Here is a 13,797-nt window from a genome sequence, read left to right on the forward strand (position 1 = left end):
CTTGCTCGCGGGGTCTCGGGAGGCTAGTGGCGCCGTCGTACGGCGATGCGTCCGCCGCGTGCGGGTGCGTAGGCGACGCCCCGGGAGAACCAGCGCTCGGCGCGTGCGTCGGTGGGGATCAGCTCGAAGTCGCTCAGGATCGTCCGCAGCGCCACGTCCATCTCCATCGTCGCGAAGGCGGCGCCGATGCAGCGTCGTGTGCCGCCACCGAACGGTAGCCACGCCGGCGACGGCGCGGTGCCCAGGAAGCGGGTCGGATCGAACCGCTCGGGGTCGGTGAACTCGCGGCTGTCGTCGTGGAGCAGCGCGATGGAGACCATCACGTTGTATCCGCGCGGTATGCGCCAGGGGCCGAGTTCGAGCTGGTCGGCGACGACGTGGCGGGCGGCGAAGTCGATGACCGGGCGGCTGCGCTGGGTCTCGAGGATGGTCGCGTGCCGGTACTCGGTCCCGCCTTCGTCGACTTCGGCGACAAGGCGATGCATGACTTCGGGGTGACGACGCAGGCGCTCGAACGCCCAGGCGAGGGTCGTTCCGGTCGTCTCGTGCCCGGCGGCGAGCATGGTCATCAGCTCGTCGCCGATCTCGTCGTCGTTCATCGGGGTGCCGTCGTCGTAGCGGCTGCGCAGCATGAGGGCGAGGATGTCGTCGCGCTCCTCGAGTCGGGGGTCGTTGCGAGATCTGGTGATCAGATCGCCGAGGAGGGCCTTGCCCTCCACGCGCATGCGCTCGTACCGACGGTTGGGGTCGACCGCGCGCAGTACGCGAGGGAGGTTGGGAACGGTTGCCGCGCGGGAACCGACGGTGACCATCGGCGGGATGATGCGCCGCAGGTTCTCCAGATCCTCGCCGACTGCGCCGAACACCGCGCGCAGGATCACGTTGAGGGTGATCCGCATCATCGGCTCCATCGAGGCGAACTCGGTCTCGACGGGCCACGTCGAGGTCTCGGCCCGGACCTCTTCCTCCACGATCTGCTCGTAGGTCTTCATCCGCTTGCCGTGCAGCGGCGGGGTCAGCAGCTTGCGGCGCGCCCGGTGCTCCCGGCCCTCGAGGGAGAAGATCGAGCCGGCACCGAGGATGCGGCCCAGATTGGGCTGGACGTTGACGACCTTGTCCCCGGCGGTGAACAGCTCGCGTGCGAGCGTGGCGTCGGAGATCACCACCGCCTGCCCGAAGACCGGGAGGTGCACGGTGAAGGCGGACCCGTGCCGGTCGTGGAGATGGCCGAAGAAATGTCGTCGCGAGGCGATCGCGGCAAGTCCCTGCACCGCCGAGGGGAGCCGCGTGGCGGGCGGTAGATGCGAGTCACTGCGCAGGACGGATGTACTCATCGGCTCGAGGCCTCCCCAGGTCTGGTACGTCGGCGTACCAGTGACGGTACGCGGGGGTACCGGGGAGGGCAAGAGGCATATGCTCGCAGCGTGAACTCGGAGCTGTGGCCGGAAGGCGCCTCGTCGACGCGGGAGCGTCTGCTGGCGGCGATGCTCGACTGTGTCGCCGCGTCGGGATACCGCGAGACCACCGTGGCCGACGTCGTCCGCGTCGCGCAGACCTCGCGTCGCTCCTTCTATCAGGAGTTCACCGACAAGCAGGACTGTTTCTTCGCGCTGGTCCGCCGGACCACCCGGTTGACCATCGACGAGATCGCGCGCAGCGTCGATCCGCAGGCCGATCCGGAAGACCAGGTGCGGCAGGCTGTTTCGGCGTACGTGGCGGCCAGTGATCGCTACCCGGGGTTGGTGCTGAGCTGGATCCGGGAACTACCGGCGCTCGGGCGGCCCGCCGACGTCGTGAAGAACGAGGCGCTCGAGGAGTGGGTCGATCTGTTCGTGCGGCTGACCTCCAACCCGGCCCTGATCGCCGCGGGAGTGCCGCCGATCAGTCGGCAGCGGGCGATGTTCCTGTGGGGCGGGGTGCGTGAACTGACCGCCGAGGCCATGGAGACGGGCGCGCCGCTGTCTGAGATCGTCGAACCCGCTACAGCGGCGTGCCTCGCCCTGATCCTGGCCGGCGGCCGTTAGCGCAGATCAGCGCCAGGCGCCCCGCAGATACTGCGGCGGGTAGGGCGCCTCGTCGCGGGAGAGGCCCAGCTCGTGGGCAGCCCGTTGCGGCCACGACGGCTCGCGCAGGGCGACGCGTCCGAAGAGGACGGCGGTGATGTCGTCGTCGCCGGCGATCTTCTCGGCCTGATCGGGCTCGACGATGAGCCCGACCGCCGCGGTCGGGACACCGGAGTCCCGGTGGATGGAGCGGGCCAGGTCCACCTGGTAGCCGGGGCCGACAGGGATGTCGGCGAGCACGTTGCCACCGGACGAGACGTCGATCAGGTCGACGCCGCGGGCGGCGAGGATCTCGGCGAGACGGGCGGATTCGGCGACATCCCAGCCGCCGTCGCGCCACTCCGTACCGGAGAGCCTGATGAACAGCGGCTTCGACTCCGGCCACACCGCGCGCACGGCCTCGACGACCTCGAGCACGATGCGGGTGCGGCCTTCGAAGTCGCCGCCGTAGGCGTCGCTGCGGGTGTTGGAGAACGGCGACAGGAACTGGTGCAGCAGATACCCGTGCGCTGCGTGGATCTCGACCACGTCGAACCCTGCTTCGTCGGCGCGACGCGCCGCCTGGGCGAAGGCGTCGACGACCTCGGCGATCTGCTCGGTGGAGAGGGCGACCGGATCTGCGTAACCCTCGAACGGCACGTCGGACGGGCCGACGGTCGTCCAGCCCCCGTCTTCGACGGGGATGCTGCCGGAGCCGTCGGCGAACGGCGAGTACGTCGAGGCCTTACGGCCGGCGTGGGCGATCTGGGTGCCGATGGTCGCGCCCTGGGAGTGCACGAAGTCGACGATCCGCTTCCACGCCTGAGTCTGGTCGTCGTTCCACAGACCGGCGTCTTCCGGGCTGATCCGGCCCTCGGGGACCACGGCCGCGGCCTCGGTGAGGATCAGCCCGAAGCCGCCGGCGGCGCGGGCGCCGAGATGGGCGAGATGCCAATCGGTCGGGATGCCGTCGCCGGCGAAGGAACTGTACTGGCACATCGGCGCGAGCCAGATCCGGTTGGGGATCTCGACGTCGCGGAGCGTGATCGGTTCGAAGAGCGCTGTACTGGTCACGAATAGGGTCAACCGATACGGCGGCACGCTATTCCCCGGGCGGTAGGTTGAGACCCATGACGCAGACCCCGCGAGAAGCGCGCCGCATGTTCTTTCCGCTGTCGGTGACCGTGTTCGCCGCGGTGTGGATCGGGGTCGCGGTCCTCGGTTCCGACGAGATGGCCGGGCACATCGGCCTGGACGGTGAGGTCACGCGCTGGGACTCCAAGTGGGTGTTCCTGGGTTGGCTGGGAGTCGTCGGGTTGGTGCTCGTGGTCATCTTCGGTGGCGCCGAACGACTTCTGTCCCGCCTCCCCGCAAGTGCGGTCAACTTCCCGAGCCGCCGCCGCAAGGCGTACTGGATGGAACCGTCGAACCGCGACGAGTTCAATCGCCGGATGGGCGATGACCTGTCCTTGATGGGCGGCGCGACGTTGTTGATGATGGCCTGGCTGCTCGCGGCCTCGGCCATCATCGGGAGCAGTGACAGCGCATCGTGGACCCTGGCCATCCCGGTTGCGATCTATCTGGTGGCCGTGGTCGGTTACACCCTGTACATCAGCGTCGGGTCGCGGTACGCGATCCCCGGCGACTGACACCCGAGGAAGGAACCCGACGATGAGCGAGACGACAGACGCGGTGTCGGTGGAGGTCGACGCGCCGCTCGGGGTGATCACCCTGCGCGCCGCGCGGCGTCGAAACCCGTTGTCCACCATCACGATGAAGGCGGTCACGGCTGGACTCCGCGGGTTCGACGAGGACTCCGGTGTGCGCGTGATCGTGATCCGGGCGGAAGGTCCGGCCTTCTCCGCCGGCCACGACCTCGGCGAACTCGTCGACCGCACGCTCGAAGACGAACGCGCCGTCTTCGACACCTGCGCCGAGCTGATGCGAACCGTCCACGAGGTGCGTCAGCCGGTCATCGCAGAGGTCGCCGGCATGGCCTTCGCCGCCGGGTGCCAACTGGTCGCGACGTGCGATCTCGCGGTCGCGGGGCGCAGCGCGAAGTTCTCGACCCCGGGCGTCCGGATCGGCCTGTTCTGCTCGACGCCGATGGTCGCGCTGACACGGGCTGTCGGCCGCAAACGCGCCATGCACATGCTGCTGACCGGGGAGGCGATCGATGCCGAGACGGCCGCCGACTGGGGGTTGCTCAGCGGCGTCGTCGACGATGCCGAACTCGCCACGACGGTCCGGGATCTGGCGCTGCACATCGCCGGGTCGAGTGCCCGGACGGTGTCCATCGGCAAGCAGGCCTTCTACAAGCAGATCGAGCTCGACGAGGCGTCGGCGTACGTGGAGATGTCGGAGACGATGGCGACCAACGCGATGACCTGCGATGCGCAGGAGGGGATGTCGGCATTCCTGGAGAAGCGCGAACCGGTCTGGACCGAATAGCCGCGAAACCCACCACAATTGGCCAGGTCCACCACCCCGCAGGGTGGTGGACCTGGCGACGTGTGGTGGGTTTGCGGACGGGTCAGGCGTCGACTCGGGGCGATGTCTCCGCGGTCGCCTTGGCGAATCGCGCGAGATGGGCGTCGGCGGTGCCGAATTCGTACTCGATCGCGGTGAGACGCTTGAAGTAGTGGCCGATGGCCAGTTCCTCGGTCATGCCCATACCGCCGTGCAGCTGCACCGAGTTCTGCCCGATGAACCGTGCGGCCCGGCTGATCGTCGCCTTGGCGGCCGAGACGGCCGCGGCCCGCTCGGCGGGTTCGGCGTCGAGCGACAGGATCGCGTAATACTGCGCGGCCACCGACTGTTCGAGCTGCAGGTGCATGTCGACCATGCGGTGCTGCAGCACCTGGAAGCTGCCGATCGGGACGCCGAACTGCTCCCGCTGCTTGGCGTATTCGACGGTGTCGGTGAAGACCTTGCGCATCAACCCGACGGCCTCGGAGATCACGGCTGCGGTGGCGGTGTCCCAGGCTTTCTCGAGCAGGTCGATCGCACCGTCGCCGGCGATGAGCGCGTCGCCGGGCAACCGGACGTCGTCGAAAGTGATGTCGGCGGCCTGACGGTCGTCGATGGTGCGCAGCTTGTGGAGCTCGAGGCCCTCGGGTGCACCGTCGGCGAGGTCGATCAGGAACAGCGAGACCCCCGCGGGATCGTGCGGCTCACCCGAGGTGCGGGCGCTGACGATGAGGTAGTCGGCCAGCGGAGCGGTGGTGACAACCGCCTTGCTGCCGTTGAGTTTCCATCCTTCACCGTCGCGGTCGGCGCTGGTCTCGATCCGCGACAGGACCCCGCCCGAGCCGTCCTCGAGTGCGGCGAGCGCGCTGAGGGCCTCGCCCGCGGCGATGCGCTGTGCTGCCTCGAGGGCGGTGGCGTTTCCGGTGGAGTGCAGCAGTCCGGCACCGAGAACCACCGAGTCGACGAACGGTTCGACGACGAGGGCGTGTCCGAGTGCCTCGGTGACGACCATCAATTCCTCGGCACCGCCGCCGAATCCGCCGATCTCCTCGGGCAGGCAGGCGCCGACGACACCGAGGTCCTCGACGAAGGCCTTCCAGATGTTGGGCTGCCAACCCTCGCCGACTTTCGCGGCGTCGCGACTGACCTGCAGGTCGTAGCGTGCGTCGAGGAACTTGTTGAGTCCGTCGGACAGCAGCTGCTGTTCGGGGGTGAGTGTGAAGTCCATCAGTTTTCTCCTGTGACCCGTCAGAGACCCAGAGCCGCTTTGGCGAGGATGTTCCGTTGAATTTCGTTGCTGCCTGCGTAGATCGAGCCGGCGCGGTCGTTGAAGTAGTGCAGCGGTGCGACGGCCTGCCACGGCTCACCGCTGACGTAACCGTCGGTAGGCGGCGTGTACTGGAAGATCGGGCCGCCGGGGCGGGTCGCGTGCGGTTGGAAGACGCGGCCGTGCGGGCCCGCGGCCTCGAGGGACAGCGTTGTGATCTCTTGGCTCAGTTCGGTTCCCAGGATCTTCAGCATCGAGGCGATCGAACCGGGATCCTTCCCCGAGCTCATCGCGGCGAGCGCGCGGTATTCGAGGACCTCGAGGATCTTCGCGCGCACCTGGATGTCGGTGAGCTTCGCGGCGAAGGCCGGGTCTTCCGACAGCGGACCGCCGTTGGGGGCGGTCACCGTGGCGGCGTCCCGACCGAGCTGCTCGGCCATGACCTGCAGCGCCGGAGCGGCCGCACCGCCGCCCCGCTCGAACACGAGGAGGTACTTGGCGACGGTCCAACCGTCGTCGATCTTGCCGAGCACGTTCTTCTTGGGGACGCGCACGCCGTCGAAGAACACCTGCGCCTGGACCTGCTCGCCGGAGGCGAAGACGAGGTTCTGGACCTCGATGCCGGGGGAGTTCATGTCGATGAGTAGGAAGGTGATGCCCTGCTGCTTGCGCTCCTGGCGCGAGGTGCGCACCAGGCAGAAGATCCAGTTGGCCTCGGAGGCGTGGGTGGTCCAGATCTTGGAACCGGTGACCACCAGGTCGTCGCCGTCGTCGACCGCGGCCATCGACAGCGAGGCGAGGTCGGAGCCGGCCTCGGGTTCGGAGTAGCCCTGACAGAAGAAGACGCTGCCGTCGAGGATTCCGGGGAGGAAGAAGTTCTTCTGCTCCTCGGTGCCGAACGCCATGATCGCGTGCGAGACCATGCGGATGCCCATCGGCGACAGCGCCGGTGCGCCGGCCAGGATCGACTCGCGGCTGAAGATGTAGTGCTGGGACTGCGACCAGTCGCAACCGCCGTACTCCACCGGCCACGCCGGCGCGGCCCAACCGCGCTCGTGCAGGATGGCCTGCCATTTCATCGAGGCCTCGTGGTCGGAGTAGACCGACGTGCGCAGCGTGCCCGCCGCGCGCAGGTCGTCGGTCAGCTTCTCGTCGAGGAACGCCCGTACCTCGTCGCGGAACGCGGCGTCGGCCGGAGACCAGTTCATGTCCATGAGCGGTGCGCAACCTATCTGTAAACGGCTGTGGTCAGATCGGGGTCGAATGGCAATCTACCGAATGTTCGCTCCGGAGCGTAGTCCAGCTCACGAATCGGGCCGCGGTGTGACGCGCGATGCGTCGTCCGCGGGCGGTTCCGGCGTTGTCGCGGCGGGTGGGTTCTCGGGTTCCGGCCCGGCGCCCGACGAGGACAACAGGACGTCGGCCCAGCGGGTGGCGGGGTCGATGTCGATGAGGAGCGCCTTGGCGAGCAACGTCAGCGGAACCGCGAGGATCGCGCCCAGCGGCCCGATGGCCCAGGCCCAGAAGATCAGCGACAGGAACGTCAGTGTGGTCGACAGACCGACCGCGTCGCCGACGAACTTCGGTTGGATCACCGACTGGATGACCACGTTGATGACGCTGTAGACCGCGATGACGATGAGCATCGTCGTGACGCCGCCGTCGAGCAGCGCGAGGAGCGCGGGCGGGACGAGGCCGATGACGAACCCGATGTTCGGGATGTAGTTGGTGATGAACGACAGCAGACCCCACAGGATCGGCAGCGGGACCGACAGCAAGGCGAGAGCGATGCTGTCGAAGACGGCGACGATGAGGCCGAACACCGTCGACACCCACAGGTAGCTCCGTGTGCCCTGCGCGAAGGAGCCGAAGGCCGAGGCGATGTCGGGCCGTATACCTCGCAGATGGTTCATCCGGTCGTCGAATCCCACCGAGTCGGCGGCCATGAACAGCAGCAGGGCGAGTACGAGAACGAGGGCCGACGCGACGCTGAGGGTGCTGGACAGCAACTCGGTGACCACGTTGACGACCTTGCTGGTGTCGACATGGGAGATCATGTCGTGGACCTTGTCCTGGCTGACGCCATGGCTGGTCAGGAAGTCCTGGAAGTTCGTGATGATGGCGTCGAACTTGTCGTCGTAGTCCGGAAGGATCGACGCGAGTCGGGCGACGGAGAACACCAGCGATGCGAAGAGCCCGATCAGGATGCCGTAGACGAGCAGGACTGTCGTCAGGAACGCCGCCCAGCCGGGAAAACCCTTGGTGCGCAACCATCTCGGCACCGGTTGCACCGCGACGGTCAGCATCAGTGCCAGGAACGTCGGCGCGGCGAACGACGCCACCGCCTTGATGCCGGCGACCGCGACCACAAGCCCGGCGATCGTGAGCAGGACGATCGTGCCGCGCGGCAGCGTCCACGCGGGTGGGTCGGGGCGGTAGGTGGGGGTGAGGGTGTCCCGTCCATGCTTGTCCCGAGGACCACGCTCCCGGGTGTGGGTGGACGCCTTTCGAACGGGGCCGGCATCGCCACGGCCGGGACCGCTGCCGGCCGGCTCGTCGCGGTCAGGCTCGTCGTGCGCGGGCTGGTCGTGATCGGGCATGACAGCGCCTTTCTACCGGGACCCCCTGAGTGCGGCGGCTCGCTCCGGCGTGAGCCGGTGACAAGTCTTCAGCACTTCAGGGGGTTCCGTGGCGCTTTCGTGCGCTTGAGGCGATGCCCGACCTCGACCTGTTTACGGGGTCAGCGACCCTTCCACTCAGGCGTCCGCTTCATCACGAACGCCATGATGCCCTCGAGGGTGTCGCCGCTGACGATCAGCGAGTCCAGGACGTTGGCGCTCGCGCGGACGGCCTCGACGGTGTCGGTGATCGCGTCGGACTGCTCCATGGTCGCGATCGACGCACGGACCGAGGTCGGCGACGCGGCGAGGATCTCCTCGGCCACCTCGCGGGCGGTCTCGAGAACCTTTCCGGCGGGGGCGATCCGGCTGACGAGTCCGGCTGCGGCAGCCTCGGAGGCCGAGATCCGACGACCGGTCAGGATCATGTCGCGGGCCAGTGCCGGCGGCACCAGCCGCGGCAGACGGACCAGACCGCCTGCGGCAGCGGCCAATCCGACCTTCACCTCGGGCAGACCGAACGAGGCCTCCTCGTCGGCGACGATGATGTGACAGGCCATGGCGATCTCACAACCGCCGCCGAGGGCGAAGCCGTTGACCGCGGCGATGACCGGCTTGGGCAGGCTTTCGCGGGCGGTGAGACCGGCGAATCCGTTCTTGGGCACCGACAGTGCTGCCGGGCTGGCCGTTGCAGCGAGGTCGTTGCCCGAGGAGAAGGCCTTGTCGCCCTTGCCCGTCAGGATCGCGACCCACAGGTTGTCGTCGGCGAAGTAGGCGTCGAAGATCGAGTCCAGCTCGGCGTTGGCGGCCGGGTTCAGCGCGTTGCGCGCGTCGGGCCGGTTGATCGTCACCTCGAGCAGATGGCCGTCGCGACGGATCTCGACGTGCTCGTAGCTGTCGCGGAAAGCCGGTGCGACCGCGGGGTACTTGGCGTCCATCGCCGCCTCGGTCAGCTTCACGCGGTTGCCCTTGTCGAAGGACCGGACCACGATCTCGGTGCCCGTGGGGTCGTCGGAGTTCAGCAGCAGGTCGAAGAACTCGTCGTCGTCGGAGTCGAGGTTGGCGACGAACCGGGCGCCGAGGCGATCCGGAGCGGCGTCGTCGACGAGCCGACCGACCACGACGCCGGTCCGCTTGCCGCTCTTCGACGGGATGACCGTGTAGGTCTCGAGGATCGCCGGGCCGTCGGCGTCGCCGACCGTGGGAACGGTGGGCGCCGCGTCGAGCTGGGCCTGGACCTTGGCGCTGTGGTCGGCGCGCCACGGTGCCGGGGTCGTCGAATAGACGCCGGCGGCGTGTTTGCTGAGCACACCGCCGTTGGCGATGACGAGACCGAAGTCGCCAGGGGACTGCCGGACGCGCGAGACCACCTCGGCGATGGCGTGCAGCGTGTAGTTGTTGCCCGGACCGCCGAAGAACGGCAGGCCGCCGGTGACGGTGAGACCACGCGGGTCGTCGGGGGACAGGCCGAGCCCGTCGAGGATGTTGAACACCGCGATCGGGAAGCAGCTGTAGATGTCGATGACCGAGACGTCGTCGAGGCCGATCTCGGCGACCTCGAGCGCGTGCTTCACCGCGGCCGGGGCGGCAGGCGCGGCACCGAGGTTCGGGCGAAGCAGCGAGGTGCGTTCGACGGTCTCGGCGTGACCGTGCAGGAAGACCCACTTCGACGGATCGATGCCGGCGGCCTGCGCGGCGCGAACCGACATGATGACGACGGCGGCAGCCTGGTTGACCTGGTCGCGGGCGACGATGTAGCGCGTGAACGGATCGGCGACGATCCGGTTCCCCTCGGTCGGGGTCACCAGCTCGGCGGCGTCGCGCTCGGTCGGGGCAGCCGAATGCGGGTTGGCCGCCGCGACCTTCGTGAACGGGGCGAACAGCTCGCCCATCGCGGTGGCGTAGGCCTCGCGACCCAGGCCGGTGTTGTGGCGGCGGGCGTTCTCCAGCAGTGCGTACTGCGGGATCACCGAGGCGAGACCGTGACGCATCTCGGCGACGGTGATGATGCCTTTGAGCCCGAATCCGCGGTCCTCGAGCTGTCCGCCGACCTCCTCGGCGAAGCTCGGGCGCTCGGTGTCCGGCTTGGACTGGAGATGGCGCACGGTCGACATGACCTCGGCGCCGAAGATGATCGCGGCATCGGAGTGGCCCGCCGCGATGTCACCGGCGAGTTCGGTGAGCATCGTCTGCGGGGTCTGACCGCCGGTCACGGCCTGCACGGCGCGGCGAGGGTCGGCGCCGACGCGCTTGCCCACGGCGCGGGGCATGTTGTCCGGCCGGCCGAGCGGCGACGAGGACAGCGGGCTCGAGATCTCGAACGAGCGGATCGCGGCGATGGTGTCGATGGAATAGGCGAGGTCAGAGGCCCCGGCGTCGTCGAAGGCGGCGGTGACGGCCCGCGCCGCGAGGTCCGCTTCACCAAGCGCTTCATATCCGGGATCGGTCAGACGCTCGGAGGCCTGGCCGACGCCGACGACAACAGGGGTGTTCGGATCGAGATCAGCGATCGAGATTGGCATACGCACACAATGGCACAAAGGCGGGGCTGACGTCTCAAAGTGGTCCCGCATACGCCCATACCTGCGGGTTCGGTCATCAGTGTGGCGGCGAAGCCGGGGCTTGGGAACGTTGCATTCAACGCGGTTTCAATCGTGGTCCTCGGCTCGGGCGACGGCCACACTATCGGCCGACAGTCTGTACCGAAAGGACCATCTGATGACCGCAACCGTGCCCACGAGCACGTCGGCCGCCGGCACCACCGACGAACGGCTCGACGAGGTGTTCGCCCCGATCTTCGCCCGAATCGCCGAAGGTGCGGTGGCTCGCGAAGACGATCGCCGGCTCGCACACGACGAGGTGTCGTGGCTGCGCGAGGCCAAGTTCGGGGCCCTGCGCGTCCCGGTCGAGCTCGGCGGGTACGGCGCCTCGGTGCGCCAGGTGTTCCGGCTCCTCATCGACCTGGCCACCGCCGAGTCGAACCTCCCGCAGGCGCTGCGCGTGCACTGGTCGTTCGTCGAGGATCAGCTCACCGCGCTGCCCGATCCCGAGGCCGAGCGCTGGCTGCGCAAGGTCGCCGAGGGCACGCTCGTCGGCAACGCCATCACCGAACCCGGGGTCGGCGCCATCGACCGCTACCAGACCCGCCTCACGGCAGACGGAGACGCGTGGCGCCTGGACGGCACCAAGTACTACAGCACCGGCAGCCTGTACTCCGACCACATCCTGGTCGCCGCCGACCAGGACGGTGAGCGCGTCTCGGTGCTCGTCGACGCCGACGCCCAGGGCGTCACCCAGCATGACGACTGGGACGGCTTCGGCCAGCGCCTGACCGCCAGCGGCACCACCGAGTTCAGCGGCGTACAGGTGGCCGGTGACCGCATCCTCGGCGCGGGTTACGGCTCGGCGGGCCGGACCTACGCGACGTCCTACCTCCAGCTCGTGCAGCTTTCGGTGCTCGCGGGCATCGCGCAGCGCGCCACCGACGACGTGTCCGAGTGGGTCCGCGAGCGCAAGCGCACCTTCACCCACTCGACCGCAGACCTGCCCCGCCACGATCCGCTGGTGCAGCAGGTCATCGGCCGACTGACCGCGGCCGCCTACTCGGCGCGCACCATCGTCCTCGACATCGCCGATCAGCTCGACCGTCTCGCCGAGACCGGCTGGCAGGACGAGAAGCTGCTCGACAAGGTCGAATTCGACGTCGCCCGCGCTCAGGCGACGGTCATCCCGCTGGTGCTCGACGCGACCACTCAGTTGTTCGAGGTCGGCGGCGCGTCGATCACCTCCGAGCGGTTGCGCCTCGACCGCCACTGGCGCAACGCCCGGGTGATCTCGGTGCACAACCCGCTGATCTTCAAGCTGCAGGCCATCGGTGACCACGTCCTCAACGGCACCGATCTGCCCTATGCATGGAGTGCCGGCCAGAAGTAGGGGGCTACCCTGGCCGCATGCAGCGGATGGCGGCGGCGGACGCCGCGTCGTACTGGATGTCCGAACGCATCCCGAACGACCAGTTCCTGCTGTACTGCTTTGCCGCACCGTCGATCTCGATCGACGAGTGTGGCCGGCGACTGATGGCGCGGGCGAGGCACGTCGCCGATCTGTGCCTACGGGTCCACGACGTCCCGGCGACCGCTGACCGTCCGTACTGGGTCTCCGCCGAACCCACACCCGACCAGGTCCGCGTCGACACCACGACGCGGACCTGGTCGTCGTGTCTGGACGCAGTCGGTGAACTCGTCGTCGATCAGCTGGTGCCGTCCCGCGCGGCCTGGCGCCTGTATCTGTTCGGTCCGGTGACCGACCTCCCGAGAGGCAAGGGTGAGTCGGTCACGGGAGTCGTTGTCGTGCTGCAGATCTCGCACTCGCTCGGCGACGGACGACGCGCATCGCAGATCGCGCGAGATCTGTTCACCGCGCCGTATGACGATGAACGCCGGTTGGGGGCCTCCGGAGTGCCAGGGCCGGTGCGCGAGGTCGGGACCCTCGCCCTCGGCATGCTGCGATTTCCCGGTGAGTTCGTCTCGACGATCCGCCGCGGAGTGCAGGTCGCTCGGGTTGGGGGACAGGCGAACCCGTGCCCGCCGGGCTATTCGTTGACACCGCTGAACCACAATCCCGGATCGCGGAGGCTCCTACGGGTCATCGTGCTCGAACGCGAGCGTCTCACCGCAGCCGGGACTCCGGTCACCGTCGCCGTGCTGACCGCGATCTCGCAGGCGCTACCGCGATACCTCGGCGAGGACTGCACACGTCTCGGTGTGGAGCTGACCGTCGGACGATCGGAGAGGTCGCAGGCGCGTAACAACTTCCGCAATGTGGGGGTCGACCTGCACCTCGAAGTCGACGATCCTGGAGAACGGGCACGGCTCATCCGTGGCGAGATCGACGCCGCCCGCGCCGCGGACGCCGACCCTGCTCGGGTCGCGCAGCGGCGCGTATCGGAGGTCACCCCGGCGATTCTCACGCGGTGGGGCATCCGGGCCTTCGACCTCGACACCCGACCAAAGACGGTCACCGGTGTGACCGTCGTGTCCTCGGTGAACCGCGGTGCTGCCGACTTCGACCTCGACGGCGGCGAGGTCCTGTTCGCCACGGGCTTTCCCGCTCTGTCGCCGGTCCAGGGGCTGACCCACGGGGTGCACGGCATCGGTGACCGCGTCGCGGTGTCGGTGACGACCAGTCCGGAGATCATGCCCGACGTCGACCGGTATGTGCAGTTGTTGCGGGCGGCTCTCGCGTAACGGTTTCCTTCCCGCGGGCGGGTCTCCATTCCGCGGGCGGGTCTCCTTCCCGCGGGCGCTGGCCGCCAAGCGGGAAGGAAATGGTCACGCGGGAATGTCTACTACCGAAAGTCGTTGACGCACTGCCGTATCTGGCGATCCCGTGGCGAACAGAA

Annotated in this window: 11 protein-coding genes; 5 read left to right on the forward strand and 6 right to left on the reverse strand. The window is 68.4% G+C overall.

Annotated elements, in window-relative coordinates; genetic code table 11:
• Positions 1–23: 23 nt before the first annotated feature.
• Positions 24–1,334: a cytochrome P450 gene (locus tag LQD00_RS12850; RefSeq protein ID WP_232717597.1), complete on the reverse strand. Its 1,311-nt coding sequence runs from the start codon at positions 1,332–1,334 to the stop codon at positions 24–26.
• 90 nt (positions 1,335–1,424) lie between these two features.
• On the opposite strand from LQD00_RS12850, the gene LQD00_RS12855 reads away from it, so the two are divergent.
• The gene (locus tag LQD00_RS12855) at positions 1,425–2,024 is read left to right on the forward strand and encodes a TetR/AcrR family transcriptional regulator (protein ID WP_232717598.1); all 600 of its coding nucleotides are present in this window, start codon (positions 1,425–1,427) and stop codon (positions 2,022–2,024) included.
• 6 nt (positions 2,025–2,030) lie between these two features.
• Here LQD00_RS12855 and LQD00_RS12860 read toward each other — a convergent pair whose 3' ends face one another.
• The gene (locus tag LQD00_RS12860) at positions 2,031–3,116 is read right to left on the reverse strand and encodes an NADH:flavin oxidoreductase/NADH oxidase (protein ID WP_232717599.1); all 1,086 of its coding nucleotides are present in this window, start codon (positions 3,114–3,116) and stop codon (positions 2,031–2,033) included.
• A 56-nt stretch (positions 3,117–3,172) separates the two neighbouring features.
• Here LQD00_RS12860 and LQD00_RS12865 point away from each other — a divergent pair, with 56 nt between their 5' ends.
• Complete coding sequence (locus tag LQD00_RS12865) at positions 3,173–3,691, forward strand: hypothetical protein (RefSeq protein ID WP_232717600.1); 519 nt, start codon at positions 3,173–3,175, stop codon at positions 3,689–3,691.
• A gap of 22 nt (positions 3,692–3,713) precedes the next feature.
• On the forward strand, positions 3,714–4,493 hold the full coding sequence (locus LQD00_RS12870; RefSeq protein WP_232717601.1) for an enoyl-CoA hydratase-related protein: 780 nt from the start codon (positions 3,714–3,716) through the stop codon (positions 4,491–4,493).
• An 82-nt stretch (positions 4,494–4,575) separates the two neighbouring features.
• Here the strand turns inward: LQD00_RS12870 and LQD00_RS12875 are convergent, their stop codons facing one another.
• From LQD00_RS12875 to LQD00_RS12890, 4 genes are all read right to left on the reverse strand, one after another.
• Positions 4,576–5,739: an acyl-CoA dehydrogenase family protein gene (locus LQD00_RS12875; RefSeq protein WP_232717602.1), complete on the reverse strand. Its 1,164-nt coding sequence runs from the start codon at positions 5,737–5,739 to the stop codon at positions 4,576–4,578.
• A 20-nt stretch (positions 5,740–5,759) separates the two neighbouring features.
• Positions 5,760–6,992, reverse strand: a complete 1,233-nt coding sequence (locus LQD00_RS12880) for an acyl-CoA dehydrogenase family protein (RefSeq protein ID WP_232717603.1) — start codon at positions 6,990–6,992, stop codon at positions 5,760–5,762.
• A 90-nt stretch (positions 6,993–7,082) separates the two neighbouring features.
• Complete coding sequence (locus tag LQD00_RS12885) at positions 7,083–8,378, reverse strand: AI-2E family transporter (protein ID WP_232717604.1); 1,296 nt, start codon at positions 8,376–8,378, stop codon at positions 7,083–7,085.
• Between the two features lie 140 nt (positions 8,379–8,518).
• A complete protein-coding gene (locus LQD00_RS12890) occupies positions 8,519–10,918 on the reverse strand; it encodes an acetyl-CoA acetyltransferase (RefSeq protein WP_232717605.1) in 2,400 nt (799 codons plus the stop codon).
• Positions 10,919–11,114: 196 nt separating this feature from the next.
• Between LQD00_RS12890 and LQD00_RS12895 the strand changes: the two genes are divergently transcribed.
• Both LQD00_RS12895 and LQD00_RS12900 read left to right on the forward strand, forming a co-directional pair.
• Positions 11,115–12,329, forward strand: a complete 1,215-nt coding sequence (locus tag LQD00_RS12895; protein WP_232717606.1) for an acyl-CoA dehydrogenase family protein — start codon at positions 11,115–11,117, stop codon at positions 12,327–12,329.
• Positions 12,330–12,346: 17 nt separating this feature from the next.
• Positions 12,347–13,642, forward strand: a complete 1,296-nt coding sequence (locus LQD00_RS12900; protein ID WP_232717607.1) for a WS/DGAT domain-containing protein — start codon at positions 12,347–12,349, stop codon at positions 13,640–13,642.
• Positions 13,643–13,797: the final 155 nt, after the last annotated feature.

This window comes from Gordonia metallireducens, from assembly GCF_021245825.1.
GTDB classification, from domain to species: domain Bacteria; phylum Actinomycetota; class Actinomycetes; order Mycobacteriales; family Mycobacteriaceae; genus Gordonia; species Gordonia namibiensis.